At 69.5% G+C, this 23,558-nt stretch carries 17 protein-coding genes; 12 read left to right on the plus strand and 5 right to left on the minus strand.

The window, feature by feature from the left end:
* Positions 1 to 150: 150 nt before the first annotated feature.
* The 9 genes from FJV41_RS07650 to FJV41_RS07690 all read left to right on the plus strand — a co-directional run bounded on the left by FJV41_RS07650 (position 151) and on the right by FJV41_RS07690 (position 10,563).
* On the plus strand, positions 151 to 456 hold the full coding sequence (locus tag FJV41_RS07650; protein ID WP_141641757.1) for a PQ-loop repeat-containing protein: 306 nt from the start codon (positions 151 to 153) through the stop codon (positions 454 to 456).
* Between the two features lie 115 nt (positions 457 to 571).
* Positions 572 to 1,051 (plus strand): ferritin-like domain-containing protein, encoded by a 480-nt coding sequence (locus FJV41_RS07655; RefSeq protein ID WP_141641758.1) that lies wholly within the window; start codon positions 572 to 574, stop codon positions 1,049 to 1,051.
* 90 nt (positions 1,052 to 1,141) lie between these two features.
* Complete coding sequence (locus FJV41_RS07660; protein WP_141641759.1) at positions 1,142 to 2,608, plus strand: ChaN family lipoprotein; 1,467 nt, start codon at positions 1,142 to 1,144, stop codon at positions 2,606 to 2,608.
* Positions 2,609 to 2,672: 64 nt separating this feature from the next.
* A complete protein-coding gene (locus tag FJV41_RS07665) occupies positions 2,673 to 4,178 on the plus strand; it encodes a hypothetical protein (protein ID WP_246137070.1) in 1,506 nt (501 codons plus the stop codon).
* A gap of 64 nt (positions 4,179 to 4,242) precedes the next feature.
* Entirely contained in the window at positions 4,243 to 5,763 is a 1,521-nt protein-coding gene (locus tag FJV41_RS07670; RefSeq protein WP_141641760.1) for a hypothetical protein, read from the plus strand.
* A gap of 65 nt (positions 5,764 to 5,828) precedes the next feature.
* Complete coding sequence (gene hutF, locus FJV41_RS07675; protein WP_141641761.1) at positions 5,829 to 7,211, plus strand: formimidoylglutamate deiminase; 1,383 nt, start codon at positions 5,829 to 5,831, stop codon at positions 7,209 to 7,211.
* Positions 7,212 to 7,295: 84 nt separating this feature from the next.
* Entirely contained in the window at positions 7,296 to 8,432 is a 1,137-nt protein-coding gene (gene argE / locus FJV41_RS07680; protein ID WP_141641762.1) for an acetylornithine deacetylase, read from the plus strand.
* 450 nt (positions 8,433 to 8,882) lie between these two features.
* Entirely contained in the window at positions 8,883 to 9,488 is a 606-nt protein-coding gene (locus FJV41_RS07685; protein WP_141641763.1) for a flavodoxin family protein, read from the plus strand.
* 175 nt (positions 9,489 to 9,663) lie between these two features.
* Entirely contained in the window at positions 9,664 to 10,563 is a 900-nt protein-coding gene (locus tag FJV41_RS07690) for a DUF2167 domain-containing protein (protein ID WP_141641764.1), read from the plus strand.
* 73 nt (positions 10,564 to 10,636) lie between these two features.
* Here FJV41_RS07690 and mfd read toward each other — a convergent pair whose 3' ends face one another.
* The gene (gene mfd, locus FJV41_RS07695) at positions 10,637 to 14,230 is read right to left on the minus strand and encodes a transcription-repair coupling factor (protein ID WP_141641765.1); all 3,594 of its coding nucleotides are present in this window, start codon (positions 14,228 to 14,230) and stop codon (positions 10,637 to 10,639) included.
* Between the two features lie 238 nt (positions 14,231 to 14,468).
* On the opposite strand from mfd, the gene FJV41_RS07700 reads away from it, so the two are divergent.
* A complete protein-coding gene (locus FJV41_RS07700; protein ID WP_246137071.1) occupies positions 14,469 to 15,941 on the plus strand; it encodes a PAS domain-containing sensor histidine kinase in 1,473 nt (490 codons plus the stop codon).
* Between the two features lie 21 nt (positions 15,942 to 15,962).
* Here the strand turns inward: FJV41_RS07700 and FJV41_RS07705 are convergent, their stop codons facing one another.
* From FJV41_RS07705 to FJV41_RS07720, 4 genes are all read right to left on the minus strand, one after another.
* The gene (locus tag FJV41_RS07705) at positions 15,963 to 16,292 is read right to left on the minus strand and encodes a hypothetical protein (RefSeq protein ID WP_141641766.1); all 330 of its coding nucleotides are present in this window, start codon (positions 16,290 to 16,292) and stop codon (positions 15,963 to 15,965) included.
* Between the two features lie 66 nt (positions 16,293 to 16,358).
* Positions 16,359 to 16,682 carry a c-type cytochrome gene (locus tag FJV41_RS07710; RefSeq protein ID WP_141641767.1) on the minus strand — a complete coding sequence of 108 codons (324 nt, stop codon included), beginning with the start codon at positions 16,680 to 16,682 and terminating at the stop codon, positions 16,359 to 16,361.
* Positions 16,683 to 16,814: 132 nt separating this feature from the next.
* The gene (locus tag FJV41_RS07715) at positions 16,815 to 18,515 is read right to left on the minus strand and encodes a glycosyltransferase family protein (RefSeq protein ID WP_141641768.1); all 1,701 of its coding nucleotides are present in this window, start codon (positions 18,513 to 18,515) and stop codon (positions 16,815 to 16,817) included.
* 49 nt (positions 18,516 to 18,564) lie between these two features.
* Entirely contained in the window at positions 18,565 to 19,914 is a 1,350-nt protein-coding gene (locus FJV41_RS07720) for a bifunctional glycosyltransferase/class I SAM-dependent methyltransferase (protein ID WP_141641769.1), read from the minus strand.
* A gap of 192 nt (positions 19,915 to 20,106) precedes the next feature.
* On the opposite strand from FJV41_RS07720, the gene FJV41_RS07725 reads away from it, so the two are divergent.
* Together FJV41_RS07725 and FJV41_RS07730 are read left to right on the plus strand one after the other, a co-directional pair.
* Positions 20,107 to 22,299, plus strand: coding sequence for a GumC family protein (locus tag FJV41_RS07725; protein ID WP_141641770.1), 2,193 nt, complete (start codon positions 20,107 to 20,109; stop codon positions 22,297 to 22,299).
* Entirely contained in the window at positions 22,296 to 23,552 is a 1,257-nt protein-coding gene (locus FJV41_RS07730) for a glycosyltransferase (protein ID WP_141641771.1), read from the plus strand. The genes FJV41_RS07725 and FJV41_RS07730 overlap by 4 nt, the downstream gene beginning before the upstream one ends.
* Positions 23,553 to 23,558 lie beyond the last annotated feature (6 nt).

A 23,558-nucleotide genomic window follows, 5' to 3' on the forward strand; every position in this document is an offset into this window, starting at 1 on the left:
CTCTTCCGCCCGGAGCCGCCAGGCAACCGAGCCCCGTCCGGCCCGCCGACTCATCCAGCGCCTCCCGAAGCCTCACGGTGTCAGGAGCAAAGCGCGGACACCCTGGCTGACAGCGAGCGAGCGCATGCGCATCTGTATTCGGGAGGATGCATGGGCACCGAGGCCGTGGGCTGGTTCAGTTCCTTCGTCTTGTTGATGACCTTGGGAACGCAGATCCACAAACAGTGGAAGTCAGGCTCCAGTCAGGACGTCTCCAAGTGGCTCTTCGTGGGGCAGATGACGGCCTCGCTGGGCTTCACCGTCTACAGCGTGCTGGTGGGCAACTGGGTCTTCGTGGTGACGAACGCGCTGCTGCTGGTGAGCGCCGTTCTCGGAGAGCTCATCGTCCTCAAGCACCGTCGGGTTGCTCGCCGTGACGACGCGCTCCCCTTGAGGCCCGCGCACCCGCGCCCCTGAGCCGCTGCCCGCTCGCCCGGCGCGAGGGCGGTCGGACCCGGGACTTGAGGGACGGGTTGGCCTTCGGGAAGAGACTTCTCACATTGCACACGTCCCTGGCGCGGAGGAAGTCGACATGGCCGAGAAGTCCGAGGTGGCACGGCTGCGAAGCCTGGCCCAGCTCGACGCGGATGCGGTGGGCGCGTACGACGCGGCGCTCGCCCGAATCCCGGAGCCGCTGGTCCGTGAGCGGCTCGGCGAGTTCCGCGCCGACCACCTGCGCCACGTGCGGGAACTCAATGGCTTCATCCACCACTTCGGCGGCGCGCCGGTGGACCTGCGTCCAGACCTGAAGGGCGCGGCGATGAAGGGGCTGACCGCGATGTCCAGCATGATGGGCACCGAGGCGGCGCTGGTGGCCATGCTCGGCAACGAGGAGTTCTCCAACCGGGCCTATGACCTGGCGCTGCGCTTCGACTGGAGCCCCGACGTGCGCGTCCTCATCGAGCGCCACCGCGAGGACGAGCGGCGTCACATCCTGTGGATTCGTGAGGCCGTCCGGACCCGTCCCTGGGAACGGGCCTCCGCCCATGATGGCTCCGAGGTCCAGGCCTGACCCTGTCTCTCCGGAGGCAGGGCTCCTGGCCGATATGCGAGCCACATGCCGTCGTTCTAGTCTCCCGGAGACGGGTTCCTTGGAGGCGGCATGATGCGCTTGGCCACTGTATTGGCGTGTGTGTTCATGGTGACGGGCTGCGCGGCCCATCGCGGTGAGCTGGACTACCCGGACCGTGAGGCCGTCTACGACCGGCCGCTCGCCGAGATGTGGCCCGAGGTCCGGGGGTTCTTCACCCGCAACGAGCTGTCCTTCCGCGAGGACAAGGGCAGCATGGTTCTGGAGACGGAGTGGCGGCAGGAGTTCGGCGGCTCGAGGATTTCGGGCTTCTTCCACCGGTACATGGTGGTGGGCCGGCGAGAGACGCCCACGTCGAGCAAGCTGCAGATCTTCCGCATCACCAAGAGCGTGAACAAGACGCTGTCGCCGCCGGGCAACCAGATTGACTGGGGTGTCAACCGCAACATGGGTGGGCCCAACCAGGAGGACAAGGGGCAGAGCGTGGAGGACTTCGAGGACCGGCTGGCCTTTCCGCGAGGGGAGAACGGCTTCTTCGCGGAGTCGGGTCAGGGCCAGCGCGACATGGTGATGGAGTGGCGGGTGTTCCGCGAGGTGGCGCCGCTGCTGGCGAATGCGGAGAACGCTCCCCAGCCGGTGCGGGTGGCCAAGGCGCCGGACGCGAAGGAAGCCCCGTCGCAATTCGCGGTGGAGTGCGGGCTGCCCATCATCGGTCTGGGCAAGCAGGCGAAGCCGGGCGCGGTGTTGCTGCTGGGAGAGTTGCACGGCACGCAGGAGGTGCCGCGCTTCGTGGCGCAGGCGTCCTGTCAGGCGACCGTGGCGGGAATCCCCGTGACGGTGGGTCTGGAGCTGCCGCTGGAGAACCAGGGCCGCGTGGACGCGTTCCTGGAGAGCCAGGGCGGGGAAGAGGACTGGCTGAAGCTGATGGAGGCCCCTTTCTGGCGCAGCCCGTATCCGGACGGCCGAGGCAGCGCGGCGATGGCGAACATGCTGGAGCACCTGCGCCAGCTGCGCGCGCAGGGCCTGGATGTGGACGTCTTCGTCTTCGACCACCCGAAGGCCAACGGGCAGCAGCGCGAGGACGCGATGGCGGGCACGGTGGCGTTCCAGGTGGAGTCGAGCCCGCGGCGCTTCCACATGGTGTTGTCGGGGAACATCCACGCGCGCACGAAGCAGGGCCTGCCGTGGGACAAGAAGCACCGGCCCATGGGCCTGCTGTTGAAGCAGCGGCTCGACAGCGTGGTGTCGCTCGACATGGCCTACGACACCGGCACGACGTGGATCTGCTCGGTGGACTCGAAGGGCGTGCGGGACAGGCTGGACTGCGGTGTGCGCGAGGCGAAGGGCAAGGACAACGGCGAGCGTTACTTCGTGCACACCTGGGACTCCACGAACGCGGAGGGCTACCACGGGGTGTTCTATGTGGGCGCGGTGAACGCGTCCGCGCCGGCCATCCGACTGGGTGAGCAGGGACCGGGCAAGGAGGGCAGCAAGAGCCCCTTCGCGCGGGAGGAAGGGAAGCTCGCGTCCTCGCACTGAGCCGTGGCGATATGGTGCCCTCCTGGCTCCGTTCCATTTCGGGAACGTGATGCCCGGAGGGTGGATGCGCTCGGTACTCTACGCGGTGGTGTTGTTGGCCTGGGGCTTGGGGGGCTGTGCGGCTCACCGAAGCGACCTGGAAATCCCGGACCGTGAAGCCATCTACGACCGGCCGCTCGCGGAGATGTGGCCGGAGGTCCGAGGCTACTTCACGCGCAACGAGCTGCCCTTCCGCGAGGACAAGGGCAGCATGGTGCTCCAGACGGAGTGGCGGCAGGAGTTCGGCGGCTCGAGGATTTCGGGCTTCTTCCACCGGTACATGGTGGTGGGCCGGCGCGAGACGCCCACGTCGAGCAAGCTGCAAATCTTCCGCATCACCAAGAGCTCCAACAAGACGCTGTCACAAGGCGGCAGGGAGCTGGACTGGGGCGTCTCGCGCGGTGTCGGACTGGGGCCCACCGGTCAGGAGGGCAGCGCAACGCATTCGATTTCGGAAGGTGATCAACCCCTGACCAGTGCCGAGGACTGGGAGGAGGTCATGGACACTCCGCGGGGCGAGAACCTCTTCATCGAATCGGCGCAGGCCCAGCGAGACCTGTTGATGGAGTGGCGGGTGTTCCGTGAGGTGGCACCGCTGCTGGCGAAGGAGGAGAACGCGCCCAAGCCGGTGCAGGTGGCCAAGGCCCCGAACGCGAAGGAGGCGCCGTCGCAAATCTCCATGGAGTGCGGGCTGCCCATCATCGGCCTGGGCAAGCAGGCGAAGCCGGGCGCGGTGCTGATGTTGGGCGAGCTGCACGGCACGCGCGAGGTGCCGCGCTTCGTGGCGCAGACCTCCTGTCAGGCGACCGTGGCGGGCATTCCGGTGACGGTGGGCCTGGAGCTTCCGTTGGAGAACCAGGGCCGCGTGGACGCGTTCCTGGAGAGCCAGGGCGGGGAAGAGGACTGGTTGAAGCTGATGGAGTCGCCGTTCTGGCGCAGCCCGTACCCGGATGGCCGTGGGAGCGAGGCGATGGCGAACATGCTGGAGCAGTTGCGCCAGTTGCGCTCGCGGGGCCTGGACGTGGACGTCGTCGTGTTCGACCACCCGAAGGCGAATGGTCAGCAGCGCGAGGACGCGATGGCGGCCACGCTCATCCACCAGGTGGAGTCCGCGCCCCAGCGCTTCTATGTGGTGCTGTCGGGCAACATCCACTCGCGCACGAAGAAGGGCCTTCCGTGGAACAAGCAGCACCGGCCCATGGGTCTGATGCTGAAGGAGAAGCTCGACAGTGTGGTGTCGCTCGACATGGCCTACGACACTGGCACCGCATGGATATGCTCGGTGGACTCGAAGGGCGTGCGGGACAGGCTGGACTGCGGCGTGCGCGAGGCGAAGGGCAAGGACAACGGCGAGCGCTACTTCGTGCACACGTGGGACTCGGTGAACTCGGAGGGCTACCACGGGGTGTTCTACGTGGGCGCGGTGAACGCGTCCGCGCCGGCCATCCGCGTGGGTGAGCGAGGGCCCGGCAAGGAGGGCAGCAAGAAGCCCTTCGCGCCCGAAGCGGAGTCTGTCGTCTCCGCGCGCTGAGCCGTGGCGATATGCCACCCTCCCGCTCCCGTTCCATTCCCGGTACGCGATGCTCGGAGGGTGGATGCGCTCAGCTGTGTATACGGTGTTGCTGTTGTCCTTGGGTTTGTCGGGCTGCGCGGCCCATCGCGGCGCGCTGGAGTACCCGGACCGGGAGGCCATCTACGACCGGCCCCTCGCGGAGATGTGGCCGCAGGTTCGGGAGTTCTTCACCCGCAACGAGCTGCCCTTCCGTGAGGACAAGGACAGCATGGTGCTGGAGACGGAGTGGCGGCAGGAGTTCGGCGGCTCGAAGATTTCGGGCTTCTTCCACCGGTACATGGTGGTGGGCCGGCGCGAGACGCCCACGTCGAGCAAGCTGCAAATCTTCCGCATCACCAAGAGCCTGAACAAGACCCTGGCCAACTCGGGCAATCAGGTGGACTGGAGCCCGACCCGGGCCTGGGGCATGGGGGCGACGATTGAGGGCCCGGCCGAGGATTACAAGGCCGAGCCGATTCAGCCAGCGAGCGCGCCGCTGTCGTCGGCCGAGGACTGGGAGGAGGTCATCGCCACGCCTCGGGGAGAGACCTCGTTCTTCGCGGAGTCGGGCCAGGGGCAGCGAGACCTGGTGATGGAGTGGCGGGTGTTCCGCGAGGTGGCGCCGCTGCTGGCGAAGGAGGAGAACGCGCCCAAGCCGGTGCAGGTGGCCAAGGCGCCGAACGCGAAGGAAGCACCGTCGCAGTTCGCGGTGGAGTGTGGCCTGCCCATCATCGGCCTGGGCAAGCAGGTGAAGGAGGGTGGGGTGCTGCTGCTGGGTGAGGTGCACGGAACGCGCGAGGTGCCGCGCTTCGTCGCGCAGGCCGCCTGTCAGGCGGTGGTGGCGGGCATCCCGGTGACGGTGGGCCTGGAGCTGCCGCTGGAGAACCAGGGGCGCGTGGACGCGTTCCTGGAGAGCGCGGGTGAAGAGGCGGACTGGCTGAAGCTGATGGAGGCGCCCTTCTGGCGCAGCCCGTATCCGGACGGCCGTGGCAGCGAGGCGATGGCGAACATGTTGGAGCACCTGCGCCAACTGCGCTCACAGGGCCTGGACGTGGACGTCTTCGTCTTCGACCACCCGAAGGCCAACGGGCAGCAGCGCGAGGACGCGATGGCGGGCACGGTGGCGTTCCAGGTGGAGTCGAGCCCCCAGCGCTTCCACATGGTGTTGTCGGGGAACATCCACTCGCGCACGAAGCAGGGCCTGCCGTGGGACCAGAAGCACCGGCCCATGGGGTACTTGCTGGAGCAGCGGCTGGAGCATGTGGTGGCGCTGGACATGGCGTACGCCAGCGGCTCGGCGTGGATCTGCTCGGTGGACCAGAAGGGCGTGAAGAACTCGCTCGACTGCGGTGTGCGTGAGGCGAAGGGCAAGGACAACGGCACCCGCTTCTTCGTGCACACCTGGGACTCCACGAACTCGGAGGGCTACCACGGGGTCTTCTACGTGGGCGCGGTGAACGCATCCGCACCGGCGGTGCAGCGCGGCCTGGGGCGTCCGGGCGCGGATGACAACACCGTCCACCCGGCTCCGGACGAGGGCTCGAAGATGGCGTTCGCGCGCTGACAGCCTCGCTGGCGGACCGTGTCGTGGCTGCTGCGGGGCGCGGTCCGCTGGCATACGCTGTCGGGGTGAGCGACATCACTGTCTACCAGCCGGACTTCCTGTACGTGGGAGGCCGGCTCATCGAGGGACGTGCCCTGGCCGTGGGTGCCGGGGGCCGCGTCGTCGAGGCGTCGTCCGTGCCCGCCGGGGCGAGCGTCGTACGGCTCCCGGGCCGCGCGCTGCTGCCGGGGCTGGTCAACGGCCACTCCCATGCCTTCCAGCGCCTGATTCGCGGACGCACGGAGTACGTCGTCTCCGGACGCGAGGCGGATGACTTCTGGAGCTGGCGCGAGGCCATGTATCGCGCCGCCGAGGCCCTGGGCCCCGAGGACGTGTACGTGGCCTCGCGGCAGGTCTTCGTGGAGATGGCGCTGGCGGGCATCACCACCGTGGGCGAGTTCCACTACATCCATCACCAACAGGACGGCACGCCGTACGCGGACCGGAACGCGCTGGCCCACGCGGTCATCCGGGCCGCGCGGGACGCAGGGCTTCGCATCTGTCTGTTGCGCGTGGGGTATGCGCGCGCGGGCTACCAGGTCGCGGCGAATCCGCGACAGCGTCGCTTCATCGACCCGGACGTGGACACCTTTCTCGCGTCGGCGGAGTCGCTGGCTCGCGAGGTGCGGGACGACGCGGCGGTCAGCGTGGGACTGGCGCCGCACAGCGTGCGAGCGGTGACGAAGGACTGGCTGGCCGCCGTCTCGAAGGCAGCTGGATTCCCCGTGCACATGCATGTGGCGGAGCAGCCGAAGGAAATCGAGGCGTGCCTCGCCGAGCATGGGCGACGGCCGGTGGAGCTGCTGTCGGACCTGGGGCTGTTGAGCGCGGGCTTCACCGCCGTGCATGGCGTGCACCTGACGGACGAGGAGGTGGCCATGCTGGGCACCGCCCGGGCGACGGTGTGCGCGTGTCCTTCCACGGAGCGCAACCTGGGTGATGGCATCGTTCCAGCGGATGCGCTGGTGAAGGCGGGTGCGAGCATCAGCCTGGGCTCGGACAGTCAGGCGCTGGTGGACTTGCTGGACGAGGCGCGTCAGCTCGAAGGCCACCTGCGGCTCGCGAGGCTGCGGCGCGCGGTGCTGGACCCGGGAGGCGGGGAGGTGTCGGGCCTGGCGGCGCGACTGTTGGGCATGGCCACGGTGGAGGGGTCGCGCAGTCTGGGCCTGTCCACGGGGATGCTGGAGGAGGGGGCGCTCGCGGACTTCTTCACGGTGGACGTGGGGCACCCGTCGCTGGTGGGCGCGGGGCCTTCATCGTTGCTGGCTTCCATTGTCCTGGGTGCTGACAAGGCGGCGGTGCGCGAGGTGGCGGTGGCCGGACGGCTGGTGGTGAGGGAGGGCCGGCATCCGCTCGCGGAGGAGAGTGGACGCGCCTTCCAGGCGCTCGCGCGCACGCTGTACCCCTGACGGGGCGTGGGAGACAGGAGTCCCTCCGGGGGCTGGCGCCAGACGCCAGGGGGTGGCATGACGCGGCCACCGGAGGTTGTCTTCATGAGCGACACGCTGCCCGCGCTGCGGGCCACCCTGACGGAGTTGGTGGCGATGGACACCACGTCCGCGCGACCCAATGCCCCGCTCATCGACTATGCGCAGGCGCGCCTGGAGAAGGCGGGCTTCAGCGCCGAGCGTCAGCGGTACACCGACGACGCGGGCGTGGAGAAGGTGAACCTGGTCGCCGTGAAGGGCGGCTCCGGACGCGCGGCGCTCGCGCTGGTGGGGCACTCCGACTGCGTGCCGTTCGATGCGGCGTGGACGGATGCGCTGAAGCTGACGGAGAAGGAAGGCAAGCTCTACGCGCGCGGCGCCTGCGACACGAAGGGCTTCATCGCCTGTGCGCTGCATGCCGCGGAGCGAGCCACGAAGCTTCAGGCCCCGCTGATGGTGGTGCTTACCGCCGACGAGGAAGTGGGGCTGGTGGGCGCCAAGAAGTTGGTGGCGGCGGGACTGGGCCGCGCGCGCCACGCCATCGTCGGAGAGCCCACGAAGCTCACGCCGGTGCGCGCCAACAAGGGCTATTGCCTGGCGGAGGTGGAGGTGCTCGGCAAGGAGGGCCACAGCGCGTATCCGGACACGGGCGCGTCCGCCATCTTCCGCGCGGGACGCTTCCTGAACCGGCTGGAGCAGCTCGCCACGACGGTGCTGCGCGAGGAGCTGGACGAGGGCTTCCAGCCGCCCTTCACCACTGTGAACGTGGGCGTCATCCAGGGGGGCAAGGCGAAGAACATCCTGCCGGGCTCGTGCCGCTTCACAGTGGAGTGGCGGCCCATTCCGGGACAGCCGGTGCAGCGGGTGGCCGAGCTGCTGGAGTCCATCCGTCAGGAGCTGGTGCGCGACGAGCCCGCCTACGAGGCCCACATCCGCGTGCTGCGCACGGACCGGGGTGTGAATACGCGCGCGGATGCGGAGGTGGTGCGCTTCCTCGCGAAGGCCAGTGGCAACGCGTCCACCACGGTGCCTTTCGGCACGGAGGCTCCGCAGATGACGGAGCTGGGAGCGGAGGCCGTGGTGTTCGGCCCCGGCGACATCCGCGTGGCGCATCAGACGGGCGAGTACGTGCCCACCGAGGACCTGGTGCGCTGCGAGGCCGTGCTGTCGCGCGCCGTCGCACACTTCTGCGGCGAGCAGTGAGGCAGGCCGGGGCGGCGCTCGTCGGAGTGCGCCGCCCGGTTCTCCAGGCCGGAAGTCACCGGTGTGAGGTCACCCACGTGAGTGGCGCTCGCATGAAGTCGTCGCCGGAGCACGTTGGCGGCGGCAGAGGAACCTGAGGGCGCGCGCTTCGTGCGTCGCGAGGCTCACATCGTTGGTGGGTTCACCCACGTGGGCACTGCTCGTGTTTGTCGTCGCCGGAGCGCATGGGCGGGGACAGTGGCACCTGGAGGAAGGGCGCGCGCCTCGTGCGTCGCGAGGCTCCCATTGTTGGGAGCCGCTCGTGTTTTTCATCGCCGGAGCGCATGGGCGGGGACAGAGGCACCTGAATGAAGCGCGCACGTCTCGTGCGTCGCGAAGTTCCCGGCGTTATGAAGATGCCGCCGGTGCACACTCCGTGCTTTCTCTCCGGCTCCTTTCTGGACCGACGACATGAGTTCCTCCGCCGCGACGCCGCGCAACGTCCTCTTCCTGCTCGCCAGTGCCCGTGAGAACGGCAACGCAGAGCAGCTCGCCCGAAAGGCCGCGGAGTCGCTGCCTTCCGGCACGGTGACGGACTGGCTCCGGCTGGACGCCTACCAGCACGAGGCTTTTCGAGACCTGCGCCATGCCCCCGGCGGCTACGCGTCACGGCCCGCGAGCCCGGAGATGCTGGCGCTCGCCGAGCGGACCCTCGCCGCCGACGAACTGGTCATCGTCGCCCCCGTGTACTGGTACAGCCTCCCCGCCAGCGCGCAGTCCTACCTGGAACACTGGTCCTGGTGGTTCCGGCTGCCGGAGCTGCGCTTCCGCGAGCGCATGCGCGGCAAGGTGCTGTCGCTCGTGACGACCCACTCCTCCGACGAGGATGACGGCGTGGCGCAGCCGCTGCTCATGAGCCTCCAGCTCAGCGCGGATTACATGGAGATGGGGTGGAGAGGCGCCCTCATCGGCCATGGCAATCAGCCTGGAGAGGTGCTCCAGGACCCTCGCGCCATGGCCAACGCTCGTGAGTTTCTCCGGCGTCCCGTGACTGTCGCGAAAGTCGAAGCTGCCTGAACTTTGGGAGTGCGGGGCACTGAATTGACGCGTGCTCCCGTGCGCCGCTAGGTTGCCGCGCCTTCGGACCCGGGGGGCTTGCGAGCGCATTGTGCCGCACGCTGTGTCGTCAGTGATTCTGACGTGTCACGTCCCTCCGGCCATCCGTGTCTGAATTCCCTGGAGGGGGAGTCACATGCAGCGTGGCAGGTGGTTGTTCGCGGTGATGTCGCTGGTGGCGGTGAGCGCGTGGGCCCAGGTGCCCGAGCAGGCGGGTGACTCGGAGGAGGTGGAGGCCCCGGCGCTTCCCGAGCTGCACCCGCGGACCGGTGAGGTCGTGCTGGGAGGCGGCCTGGCGAAGATGGTGGTGCCGGAGAGCTTCGGCTACCTCTCGCCCGAGGAAGCGGAGAAGGTGCTCGTGGAGGTCTGGGGCAACCCGCCCGGCTCCAAGACGCTGGGCATGGTGATTCCGTCGGACGTGAGCGTGGACTCGCCCGAGGGCTGGGGCGTCGTCATCCAGTACGACGACGATGGCCACGTGGAGGACGAGGACGCGGCGGGCATCGACTACGCGGACCTGCTCGAGGAAATGCAGGGGAACACCCGCGATGAGAACGCCGAGCGCGTCAAGGGGGGCTACGGGGCGGTGGAGCTGGTGGGTTGGGCCGCGACTCCGCGCTACGACGCGAGCACTCGCAAGCTGTACTGGGCGCAGGAGCTGGGCTTCGGTGACTCGAAGGAGCACACGCTGAACTACAACGTCCGCGTGCTGGGCAAGGAGGGCGTGCTGGTGCTCAACGCCGTCGCCAGCATGGTGGCGCTGCCCCAGGTGGAGAAGGACATGCAGCAGGTGCTGGCCTTCACCCACTTCCAGCCCGGCCACCGCTACGAGGACTTCGACCCGAGCACCGGCCGCGTGGCCGCGTACGGTGTCGCGGGTCTGGTCGCCGGCAAGGTGGCCGCGAAGGCGGGGCTCTTCAAGGGGCTGATCGCGGTGCTGGTGGCCGGCAAGAAGGTCATCTTCGCTGGCCTCGCGCTGCTCGTCGTCGCGCTGGGCAAGCTGTTCAAGCGCGGTGGCAACGACGGCACGCCGTAGTCACCGGCGCACTGGAGTGCAGACAGAGGCTCGGGACCCCGCGGTCCCGGGCCTCTTCTCGTTTCGGGACGGCTCAGCTCCGGGGCAGCGAGCAGTGGTCCAGGTCCCTCAGCACCTTGCGCGCCTCGGCGATGAGGTCATGTCCCTGGAGGCCCTGCGCCACGCGGGCGATGAGCTTCATGTCTGGCGTGAGGCGGTAGTAGCCCTTGGAGCGCTGCACCAGCCCGGCGACCTTCGGCCCGTCCAGGAGCGCGTCCGCGCCCAGCGTCACCACCAACCGCTGGGTGCCGACCTCCAGGCCCCGCAGTCGCAAATCACGCATGTCGATTTTCAGCAGCGTCAGCTCGGACAGGTGGTCCACCTCGTCAGGCGCTTCGCCGTAGCGGTCCACCAGCTCCGCGCGCAGGTCCGTCACCTCGTCGGGGTGGCCGGCCTGACTGAAGCGCTTGTAGAAGACGAGCCGCTGGTGCACGTCGCTGACGTAGTCGTCCGGGATGAGCGCGGGCATGGGCAGCGTGACGTCCGGCTCGATTTGCACCTTGGGCGGCTGGCCTTGGAGCTCCGCGACGGCCTCCTCCAGGAGCTGCGCGTACATGTCGAAGCCAATCTCGGCGATGGCGCCGGACTGCTTCTCGCCCAGCAGGTTGCCCGCGCCGCGAATCTCCAGGTCATGGCTGGCGATGGAGAAGCCCGCGCCCAGCTCGGTGAAGTTCTGGAGCACCTCCAGCCGCCGCTGCGCGTCCCGCGTCACCGCCCGACGCGTGGGCACCAGCAGGTACGCATACGCGCGCTCCTTGGAGCGGCCCACGCGGCCTCGGAGCTGGTAGAGCTGCGCGAGGCCGAACTGGTCCGCCCGGTTCACAATCATCGTGTTGGCGCTGGAGATGTCGATGCCGCTCTCGATGATGGCGGTGCACAGGAGCACCTGGTGCTTGCGCTCGGTGAACTCCAACATCACCTTCTCGAGCTGCCCTTCACCCATCTGTCCGTGCGCCACGCCGACGGACAGCTGTGGCACCAGCTCGCGCAGCTGCTGCTCCATGGACGGCAGGGACTCCACGCGGTTGTGCACGAAGAAGACCTGCCCGCCGCGAGCGACCTCCCGCTCAATCGCCTCCTTCACCACCATGGCGTCGTACTTCATGACGAAGGTGCGGATGGCGCGCCTGTCCTGAGGCGGCGTGGCGATGATGCTCATGTCGCGCACACCCGACATGCTCATGTGCAGCGTGCGGGGAATGGGCGTCGCCGTCAGCGTCAGCACGTCAATCTGGGAGCGCCACTTCTTCAGCGACTCCTTCTGCTTCACGCCGAAGCGCTGCTCCTCGTCGACAATCATCAGCCCCAGGTCCTTGAAGGCCACCTCGCCGCCGAGGAGTTTGTGCGTGCCGATGAGGATGTCGACCTTGCCCTCCTTGGCGCGCTTGAGGATGTCCCGCACCTCTGGCGGCTTCTTCAGTCCGGAGATGACTTCCACCGTGACGGGGTAGTCGTTGAAGCGCTTCCTGAAGGAGAGGAAGTGCTGCTGCGCCAGCACCGTGGTGGGCACCAGCACCGCCACCTGCTTGCGGTCCAGTGTCGCCTTGAAGGCCGCGCGCATGGCGACCTCCGTCTTGCCGTAGCCCACGTCGCCGCAGACGAGCCGGTCCATCGGCTCCGGCTTCTGCATGTCCGCCAGCACGTCCTCAATCGCCTTGGCCTGGTCCGGCGTCTCCTCGAACTCGAAGTCCGCCTCGAACTGGGCGAAGTAGCGGTCCGGCGCGCTGAAGGAGTGGCCCGGGTGGGCGCGGCGCGAGGCGGCGATTTGCAGCAGCTCCGCCGCCATCTTGAGGAGCTGTTCCTTGACGCGCTTCTTCGTCTTCTCCCAGCTCGTCGTCCCCAGCTTGTCGAGCTGGATGGTGTCCGGGTTGCCGCCGGTGAACTTCTGGATGAGCCGCATGCGGCCCACCGGCAGGTAGATTTTGTCCCGGCCCGCGTACTCCAGGACGAGGAAGTCCCCGGGCACGCCGTTCACCTGCATCTTCGTCAGGCCCGAGTAGCGGCCGATGCCGAAGTCGGTGTGGACGATGAGGTCGCCTTCCTTCAGGTCCTTGAAGCCCGCGGCGAAGGCATCCAGCTTCTTGCCGCGCTTGACGCGCCGACGCGCGCGGACGCCGAAAATCTCCTCGTCCGACAGCACGGCCAGCCCGCCCGAGCCGTCCACGAAGCCCTGGCTCACCTCCCCCGTGAAGAGGTGCGCCCACACCGACGGCTCGTACAGCACCGACGCGTCCATCATGGGCTCGGTGTGCACCTTCACCATGACGTCGCGGTCCAGCAAGAGCCGCTTGAGCCGGTCCGCCTGGCTCAGCGTGCCGCACGCCACCGCGCACGCGACGCCCGAGTCCCGCCAGCGCTGGAGCCGGTCCACCAGCGGCGAGAGCGCGCCCTCCTCGCCATGGTGCGCGAGAATCGCCTCCCGCAGGTCCTGCGTGCCGCCGAACTGGAAGAGCACCGGCGGCTTCTCGGACTGCGTGAGCGACAGGCCACCACCCTCGACGACGCGATAGCCGCCCAGCAGCTCCGCGACGGCCTCGCGCGAGAGGAAGTGCTCGGCCGGTGGGCGCACCAGGTCCTTGCGCTCCTCGGCCGCGACGAAGGTGCGCTCCAACTCGTCCCACAGCGCGTCCGCGGCGCGCCCCAGCTCCAGCGGGTCGTCCAGGTAGAAGACGGGCGCCTCCGGGCTCCACGTCCGCAGGAAGTCGAACACCGTGGCCAGTCCGCCCTCGAACAGCGCGGGCAGCAGGCCCTCGAGTCCGAAGCCGGGCATCCCCTCGCGCAGCGCGTCCAGCCGCTCGCGCAACTGGATGGTGGGCAGGTTGATGTGCTCGGCCACCTCGCGGGCGGCGGCCTCGGCGCGCGGGCGGGTGTCCTCGGTGAGCAGCAGCTCCCGCGCGGGCACCAGGTCCACTTCCTTCAGCGCGTCCACCGTGCGCTGCGACTCCGGGTCGAAGGCGCGGATGGAGTCGATGGTGTCCCCGAAGAACTCCAGGCGCACCGGCTTGTCGTAGAGCGGGCTGAAGACGTCCAGCAGACCGCCGCGCACGGAGAACGTCCCCACGTCCTCCACCATCGGGCTGTTCTGGTAGCCCATCCGGGAGAGCTTCCGCGCCAGCGCGTCCCGGTCGTACTCCTGGCCCACCACCACCCGGTCCGTGAGCGCGGCCATGACGTCCGGGCGCAGCACGCGGCGGTGCAGCGCGCGCAGGGACAGCACCAGCACCGGGAAGCGCGTGCCTTGAGACAAGTGAAACAACGCGCCCAGCCGCTCGGTGACGGCGATCGCCTCTGGGGACAGCTCGTCGTAGGGCAGCACCTCGTCGGCGGGCAGGCGCAGCACGCTCGGCCGCAGCAGCGTGCCGGTGCCACCCAGGAAGAAGGCGAGGTCGGCGGCCAGGGCATCGGCTGCTTCCTCGTCCGCCGCCACGCAGACGAGCGGCGCGCGTGCTTCACGGTGCAGGCGAGCCAGCACGTGGCCCCGGGCGGAGCCCTTCAGTCCCTGCGTCCGCGCGCGGTGTCCCGGGCGCAGCTCCGCCAGCAACCGGGCGAAGGTGTCACCCGCCACGAGCGGCACGCCGCCAGGCTGCGCCGCCTCGTCATCCCGCCTCTGTGTGAAAGGAGTGTCCATGAGTGGACCCCTGAGGGCCGCAGGGTAATTAGGGGCATGCCCCTGACAGGTCAACGACAGAGCGCATTGCGTGTCGTGTGTCGGAGCCGACGCGGCCACGAATGCTGTGTCCGCCACGAATCAGCCGTACCTGGGGTGGGTTGGCCGCATGCCCGGGGCAGGAACTACTCTCCTGCAAGGCATCGCTGGGGGGTGCCACACGCCAGCCATGCAATCCGGCCGTTGGAGCAACAGGTTGATGAGCGGGGCGGGCGCACCCCCCTCCGAAGCAGTGATGGTGCTGCGCAGCGTCCGCTCCGCTGGGCACGGCATCCTGGACTTCGAGTGCGTCTCCGCGAATGTCCACGCGGAGCGCTGGCTGGGGCGCGATGAGCGTCCGCTCGTGCGCCAGCGCCTTCTCGAGGAAGCGCCGTGGGTGGGCGAATGTGGCCTGTTCGCCGCGTGTGTCCGAGTGGCGGTGCGCCGCGAGCCGGAGGTGGTGCGTGTCTCCCGCCAGTCCTCCGTGGGGCTCGTCTGGCTGCTGGCGCGAGTGTCGCCCTGGGAGGACGGCGTTGTCGTCTTCCTGGAGGACCTGACGGAGCGGATGGCCGCCGAGGAGACGCTGCGCAGGGACCATGACCTGCTGCACGCCGTCATCGAGAGCGCCACCGACGCCATCTACGTGAAGGACGTGGATGCGCGCTACGTGCTCATCAACCCCGCCACCGCGCGGGCGTTCAATCGGGCGCCGCAGGACATCCTCGGGCGCACGGACCTGGAGCTGCTGGGCGCGGACGTCGCCGGGCCCACGCTGGCGCATGACCGCGCGGTGATGGAGTCCGGCGTCACCGCCACCTACGAGGACTCAGAGGGCGGGCCGGGAAGCGACCGCATCTGGCAGACGACCAAGGGCGTGCTCCGTCGGGGCGACAGCACCGTCTACGGCCTGTTCGGCATCAGCCGGGATGTCACCGCGCGCCGCCGCCAGGAGCTGGAGCGGGACGAGGAGGCGCGCTTCCAGGAGCGCTTCATCGGCGTGCTGGGGCACGATTTGGGCAACCCGCTGGCGGCGGTGCGGCTGTCCGCCGCGGCCCTGCTGGCCCAGGCGACGCTGACGCCGGAGGCGCGGCGCGTGGCGCAGCGCATCGACGGGAGCGCCGAGCGCATGGCGCGGCTGGTGAAACAGTTGCTCGACTTCACCCGCGCGCGCATGGCGGGAGGCATCCCCCTGCGCCCGCGCGAGGTGTGCATGGAGTCGGTGTGCCGTCGCATCATCTCCGAGCTGGAGCCGGCCCATCCCCAGCATCAGGTGGACCTGGAGGTGGATGGCGAGTCGCGCGGCGTCTGGGACGAGGAGCGGCTGGGACAGGTGCTCTCCAACCTGGTCGGCAACGCGCTGCAACACAGCCCCAGTGGCACTTCGGTGCGTGTGCGGCTGGCGGCGAGCGACCCGCTCTTCCAGCGCGTGGAGGTCCACAACCTCGGGCCGCCCATTCCGGACTCGCTGCGCCCGCGCCTGTTCGCGCCCTTCCACCGCGCCACGCCCGAGCCGGGCATGCCCCGGCCCCACCGTCACGGGCTGGGCCTGGGGCTCTACATCGTCTCGCAAATCGTCACGGCCCACGGCGGGTGGGTGGATGTCGCGTCCTCACTGGAGGCCGGGACGTGTTTCTCGGTGACGCTGCCCCGCGTGGTCCAGGCCCAGGACGAGACCCAGACGCGCTGGGCCTGAGCCGAGGGCGCGCCTGCCTGCTCAGTAGCGGCCGTACCGGGCCGCGGCGCGCAGGCGCATCAAGTCGTTGAGGACACCGGGGTCCACCAGCTCCAGCGCCGCGGCTCCGGAGACACCGGCGTAGCGGGAGCGGTAGTCCTCCTCGTCCTCCTCGTCGTCGCCACCCTTGTCGTCGCCGCCCTTGTCATCCCCGTCTCCACCTCCCTTGCCGTCGCCAGGACGCAGCGAGAGGGGCTCGGGCCGGGACACTCCCGGCTCGATTCGCGGGGAGGTCAGGGCATCGGCGCGAACCGAGGCGAACAGACCGGCCATGGACAGGCAGAACACGAGGGCGGTGGAGAGGGTCTTCATGGTCGGCTCCGTTTCTCTGTCCGGCTGACGCGCACCCCGGAGGGATATTCAGCGAGCCGCGGGGCCCTACTTCGCCTTCATGGTGCGGATGTATCCCACCAGCGCGTCAATCTGCGCGGCGGTGAGCTTGTCCTTGAAGGCCTTCATCTTCGTGTTGCGAGGGGAGCCGTCGGCAATCGCCTGACGGATGTCCGCGTCCGACTCGGCCGCCTGCCAGGCAACCTGGCTCATGTCGACGATGGACTCCTTTTTGCCCATCTTGGTCTGCGCCTTGCCGTCGTCGCCGTGACACGACTTGCACTTGGCCTTCCACACGTCCGCGACTTCATCCTCCGCGTAGACGCTCGGGGCCAGACAGAGGCTCATCACCAGGGCAACCCGCTTCATCATCGTCACTGCCTCCTTGGGAGGAGACAACTGTGGCACGGAACGTCGTGCCCGGGGAGTGCCGCTGGCGGCGAGGAGGTCGTCGTCATGGAAGCCGCCCACGGAGTTGGACGCGCCTCCGGTTACCCAGGCGTCTCAGTGAGGCGGACGGGGCCAGAACGACACGTGGCCCTGGGGAGGCGCGAGCCACACGGACTCCAGGAACCGCACGGCATTGCGGTCCGCGTCGTCATGTTCGGTGGTCTGGTAATGCAGGGTGGCCACCAGCAGCAGCGTCGCGAGACCCGCGGCCACGGAGGGCAGGGCGGGCCAGCGCCGCCCGGGGGGCGTGGCGAGGGTGGCGAGGACCCAACCCGTCACGCCCACCAGGAGGACGAGCAGCAGCACGCCCGCGATGGATTGGGGCACACCGAGGAAGGACAGCACGGAGGGCGGGAAGAAGCCGGCGTGCAGCAGCGGCAACGTCAGACCTCCCAGGGCGTTGGAGACGTCGTCTGGGATGTAATTGACGAAGGTGGCCAGCCCCGTGGTGAGGATGGCGGCTCCGCACAGCATGGCGCCCGCGCCCAGGGCGGTGAGGCTTTGACGCTCGCGCAGGCGCTCCAGCCACAGGCCCGCGGGCAGCAGGAGGAAGGGCACCAGGCCGGTGAGGTGGCGCGGCCCCGTCGTCCAGCCCCAGGAGTCATAGGAGAAGGAGGACGTGAAGTAGAGGTAGCCCGCGAGGAGCGCCGCCGTCATCCACGCCAGGGCGCGCTGCTCGGCGGAGACGTCGGCGCCGCGCCGGAAACGCAGCCGCGAAAGGCCGGGCACGGCCAGCAGCAGGAAGGGGGCGAGCGTGAACAGCCCCCGCAGCGGAGAGACGAGCGACAGGGTGAAGGCGCGCGGGTCCGGCGTGCGGATGCCCAGGAAGCCGCCCAGGTGCCACGGCTGGTAGCCGGAGTCGTTGAGGTACTTGTACCCGCTCGTCAGCGGATGTCCGAAGGTGGCCTGGTGGTACGCCATCAGCGCGAGCACGAAGGGCAGCGCGCCCAGCGTGGCGAGCCCGGCGGCGCGGCCCAGGCCCCGCAAGCGCTCGCGGGCCGGGACGTCGCGGAAGAGGAAGGTGAGCGCGGCGTACAGCACCAGCCCGAGCACCCCCAGGGCGCCGGTGTACTCGGCCGCCACGGTGGCTCCCGCGCACGCCCCCGCGAGGACATAGCCCCGCTCGCGCCACTCCCCGCGCGCGCAGCGCCACAGCGCATAGAAGCCGGCGAAGAGCAGCACCGCCGTCGTCTGGTGGCTCATGAACAACAGGGAGTAGCTGAACGCCAGCGAGCCCAGTCCGTACGTCACGGTGAGGGCGTCGGCGACGGGCGCCGTCAGGGTGGCGCGCAGGTAGCGCCGCACCAGCCACAGCAGGCCCAGCGTGGGCAGCACGGTGAGCCACAGGCGCGAGAAGAAGACGAGGGGGACCTCGGGCACCGGCTCCGGACCCGAGGCCGCGCGCAGCGCGGCGTACACCGGCGCGGCGGCGAACGAGAGCAGCGGCGCCTTGCTGGGGTAGTACTTCCCATCCTTCACGGACAGGTCGCCCACGTAGCCCCGGTCGCGCAGCACCTGGTTGATGTCGAGCGTGCCGTGCTCCACCAGCGCGATGCTCTGCCAGAGCCGACACAGCTCATTGGGTGAGCGCAGCTTCGGGTGGTACGGAAACAACAACACATACAGCGCCGCCAGGGCGGCCCAGACCGCGCGAGGCGCGCCCCGGGAGGCCATGACGGGCTTCCCGGTGGGGCCGGGCGCCGAGGACTCCGAAGGGGTCTGCGAGTCGGTGGCCGGCCCTGGCGCCAGACTCACGGCGTGGTGCTCCCCGCGGTGTGGTGCGTCGTCGCCGGGAGGCGCATCCTCAAGCGTCGCCTCCGGTGACGCGGGCCACGGCGAAGAGGCTCATGCCCACCGGCAGCTTCACGTTCGCCTCGGCGCGGGCGAACAGCGGGGCCAGCGTGTCGTACAGCTTGAGCTGGAGCTTGGGCACGGAGCGGCGGCGCAACAGCCGGCTGTTGACGAACCAGCCGGGCATGCCCACCAGGTTCATCCACTCCAGCTTCTCCACCTCGAAGCCATTCTCCTCCAGCACGGCGCGCAGGCTGGCGGGGGTGTAGCGGCGGTAGTGGCCCACGGCCTCGTCGATGCTGCCGAACAGCTGCTCCAGCGCGGGGACCAGGATGAGCACCCGTCCTCCGGGCGCCAGAATCTGGCGGAAGCGGCGCACCGCGGACCCATCGTCGGGGATGTGCTCCAGCACGTTGGAGAGGACGATGGTGTCCAGGCGCTCCTGCTTGAGCGACTCCCAGTCCGCCAGGGCCACGTCGGACAGGTACGGGCGGACGTGGGGCCGGCCGCGGAAGAGGTTCTTCAGGCGGTCGACGTAGAAGCGGTCGACCTCCAGCGCGATGAGCAGCTCCGCGCCGGACTCCAGCTCGCGGGTAATCGTGCCGATGCCGGCGCCAATCTCCAGCACGCGGCGGCCCAGGTGCGCTCGGAAACGGCGGCCCAGCCACTGGTTGTAGTGGGTGGCGCCGTCCATGCGCTCCAGCGTGGTGTAGCCCTCGTGCTGGTTGTCCGCGTCGTCGCGCACGGTGGCGTAGCGCATCAGCGTGCGCAGCTGCGACAGGCGCGCGGCGCGCGGGCGGCGGGGCACGGCCTGCATGGGCGGCAGCGACACCTCCGTGAGGCGGTAGAGCTGCGCGGCCAGCTTCACGACGAGCTCGGCGTCCACCGCGTCGTCATCGCTGGTGAGGGTGACGGAGCGCAGGGCCTCCGTGCGGAACGCGCGCACGCCGCTGAGCGGGTCGCTCACCGGCACGTCCGTGACGAAGCGGGCGACCTGGCCCATCGCGCGCTCGGCCCACAGCTCCGGCGTCAGGCCCGGGGTGCCCCGGCGGCCGAAGACGGCGTCCGCGGTGTCCGCCTGGAGCGGGCCCATCAGTGACTCGTAGGCGTCCGGTGCGTAGGCCGCATCCGGGTCCTGGAGCACCGTCACTGCGCTCGTCACGTGGGACAGCGCCGCGCGGATGGACGCGCCCTTGCCTCCCTGGACGCTGAGCACATGCAGGCCGGGCCGTGATGCCACATCCGGCTGGCCGTCTCCGGCGAGAACCACTTCCGCGCGGCCCGCCAGGGCACGGGCGAAGTGGGCGGCGGCATCTACAGTGGACGAGTCGAAAGGGATGATGACGGAGTGCGGAAAGCTCACGTCGCGCTCCCTAGCACAGGCGGCCCGAATGCGCGCGTTCCTCCCTCGAAGAAGGGTGGAAGGGGGGCGTCCAGGCGACGGCGGAACGATGGACAACCCGGGGCGGACACGGCACGCTCGACGACGGTGTCCATGGGTGTGGGTGAAGGTCGGAACCGGCCCAGGCGCTCCAGGCTCCAGGAGAGACAAGACGTGGAAGGAACCGTGTTCGACCCGGCCGGTGGTAACAGCGGCCCGACGCCCGCGGGATTGATGCTCCGCGCGCGGGCGCTCTGGCGACGCAAGTGGGTCGTGCTCGGCGTGGCGGTGGTGGTGGCGGCGCTCGCGGCCGTCTACACGCTGCGCCAGCCCAAGGTCTTCTCCGCCAGCACCTCGCTCATCATCGACGTGATGGCGCCTCGCTTCCTGGACGGCGAGGTGAAGGAGGTCATGGGCGAGGAGCGCAGCAACTACTGGTTCAACAAGGAGTACTACGCCACGCAGAGCGAAATCATCACCTCGCGCGCGGTGGCCAGCCGGGTGGTGGACAAGCTCGGACTGTCGACGGACCCAGGCTTCCTGGGGCTCGCGGGCCTGCAGGACGAGAAGGCCCGCGTCCAGGCCATGCAGGGCTCGGACGCGGTGGGGCTGCTCCAGTCGCGCATCCGCGTGCTGCCCGCGAAGGACTCGCGGGTGATGAACATCGCGGTGGATGACCTGGATGCCCAGCGCGCCGCGCTGCTCGCCAATGAAGTGGCGGGCGCGTACATGGCGGAGAACCTGGCGCTCAAGCTGCGCATGACGGAGGACGCGCAAAGCTGGCTGGAGGGGCGGCTGGAGGACCTGGAGAACCAGTCCAAGGCGAGCGAGATGGCTGTCTACGACTTCAAGAAGGACGCGGACATGCTGTCCACGTCGCTGGAGTCGCGGATGAGCATCGTCAGCGACCGCATCAACAGCTACAACCTGAACCTCACCGAGGTGAGCACCCGCATCGCCGCGCTGCAGGCGCGCGTGGAGGCCATCCAGAAGCTGCGCAAGGCCTCGCCCGACGACGAGCTGTGGGCGGAGGCGCTGCCGGGGGCCAAGGACGGCTCCATCCAGGACCTCAAGAAGGCCTACACGGACGTGCGCGTGGCGTGCGCGGAGCTGACCGAGCGCTACCTGCCCGAGCACCCGAAGCTCCTGGAGTGCCAGGGCAAGCTGGCGGTGATTCAGGCCGACTTCCTCAAGAGCCTGCGCAACCTGGTGCGCTCGGCGGAGACGGAGCTGTCCGAGGCGGAGGCGCAGCGCAAGAACCTGGTGCGGCTGCTGGACGACGCCAAGGCCGAGGCGTTCCAGGTGAACAAGAAGTCCATCGAGTACGACCGGCTCAAGCGCGAGTCGGACAACAACCAGCGGCTCTACGAGCTGGTGCTCAAGCGGCTCAAGGACATCGAGCTGTCGGGCCTCTTGCGCACCAGCAACGTGCGCGTGTTGGACTCGGCCCGGCCGCAGTACATCCCGGTGAAGCCGAACGTGAATCGCAACCTGCTGGTGGGGTTGGTGATGGGCGTGCTCGCGGGACTGGGCGTGGCGCTGCTCCTGGACCTGCTGGAGAACAGCGTGGCCACGCAGGCGGACGTGGAGGAGCGACTGGGGCTGGCGTTCCTCGGCGTGATGCCGCGCATCGAGGGGCACCACCCGCCGAAGGACCGGGACCTCTATGTGCACCGCGAGCCGAAGTCGTCGGTGGCGGAGTGCTGTCGGGCCATCCGGACCAACCTCCTGTTCATGTCTCCGGACACGCCCTTCAAGACGCTGGTGGTGACGTCCAGTGGTCCTCAGGAAGGCAAGTCCACCACCAGCATCAACCTGGGCGTGGCCATGGCCCAGAGCGGCAACCGGGTGTTGCTGCTGGACACGGACATGCGCAGGCCCCGGCTGCACCGGGCCTTCGGCGTGCCGAACGAACTGGGCATCTCCTCGCTGGTGGTGGGCGAGGGCACGCTGGACGCGGCGGTGAAGAGCACGGAGGTGCCCGGCCTGTTCGTGTTGCCGTGCGGCCCCATCCCGCCCAACCCGGCGGAGCTGTTGCACACGCGGGCCTTCACGGAGCTGTTGAAGGCGGCGGCGGGGAAGTTCGACCGCGTCATCCTGGACAGCCCGCCCCTCAACGCGGTGGCGGACGCGGCGGTGCTGGCCACGCAGTGTGACGGCGTGGTGCTGGTGCTCAAGGCGGGCAAGACGAACCGCGAGTCGGCCCGGCGCGCGCTGCGCTCGCTGGCGGACGTGCAGGCGCGCATGTACGGCGCCATCCTCAACGACGTGGACTTGAAGGCGCCGCGCTACGGGGACTCGTACCTGGCCTACCAGGGGTATGGGCAGTACGCGGAGGAGTCCAAGGACGGGGTGACGCAGTCGTGAGCACGCCCCCGGCGGGAGCGGGTCTGCGGGTGTTGCACCTGGGCAAGTTCTATCCGCCCGCGTCGGGTGGAATGGAAGGACATGTCCGGACGCTGGCGCTCGGGCAGGCCGCGCTGGGCGCGCGGGTGGAGGTGATTTGCGCCAACCACTCAGCGGATGGGACGGGGACGAGCCACGAGTTCCTGGGGCGAAGTCCCACGCGCGAGGACTGGGACGGTCCGGTGCGCGTGGTGAGGCTGGGCCGCCGCGCCTCCGTGGCGCGGATGGACCTGCTGACGGACCTGCCCGGGGCGCTGTGGCGCGCGCTCGGCCGGGGCGTGGACGTGGTGCACCTGCACACGCCCAACCCCACCATGGTGTTGGCGCTGGACGCCGTGCCCCGACTGCCACCCGTCTTCATCACCCACCACAGTGACGTCATCCGTCAGAGGGTGGCGGGCGCGCTCTTTCGTCCCTTCGAGGCGCTCCTGTATGCGCGGGCGTGCCGGGTGCTGGCCACCAGCGACGCCTATGTCTCCGGCTCCGCGCTGCTGCGCGCGTTCCGCTCCAAGGTGCGGGCGCTGCCCCTGGGCATCGACGTGTCGCCCTTCCTCCATCCGTCCGCCTCCGCTCGGACGGAAGAGGCCCGGTGGCGTGAGGTGACCTCGGGCGAGCCGCTGTGGCTGATGGTGGGGCGGCTCGTCTACTACAAGGGATTGTTCACCGCGCTGGAGGCCCTGACGCGGGTGCCGGGGCGACTGGTGGTGGTGGGCGAGGGGCCGGTGGAGGCGGAGGCGCGGCGCCAGGCGAAGGCGCTGGGCGTGGAGGCGCGCGTGATGTGGGCGGGCTACCTGTCGCCCGACGCGCTCGCTGGAGCCTATCGCGCGGCGACGGCGCTGTGGTTTCCCAGCAATGCCCGGAGCGAGGCGTATGGCTTGTCTCAAGTCGAGGCCATGGCCAGCGGGCTGCCCGTGTTGAACACGGCGATTCCTCACTCGGGCGTACCCTGGGTGAGCCGCCACGAGGAGACGGGGCTGACGGTGCCGGTGGGTGACGCGGTGGCGCTGGCACGCGCGGCGCGCAGGCTGCTGGACGAGCCGGGGTTGGCGCAGCAGCTGGGACGTGGAGGGCGTGAACGCGCGATGGGGGCGCTGCGGCACGACGTCATGGCGGCCCGCAGTCTGGAGCTGTACGCCGAGGCGCTGGGGCGACCCATGTCGGTGGCGGAGGCTCCGTCCGAAGTGCCAGCTCGCGCCGCGTCGGGGAGGTCTTGAGGCCCA

The sequence above is a fragment of the Myxococcus llanfairpwllgwyngyllgogerychwyrndrobwllllantysiliogogogochensis genome, from assembly GCF_006636215.1.
Taxonomy (GTDB): domain Bacteria; phylum Myxococcota; class Myxococcia; order Myxococcales; family Myxococcaceae; genus Myxococcus; species Myxococcus llanfairpwllgwyngyllgogerychwyrndrobwllllantysiliogogogochensis.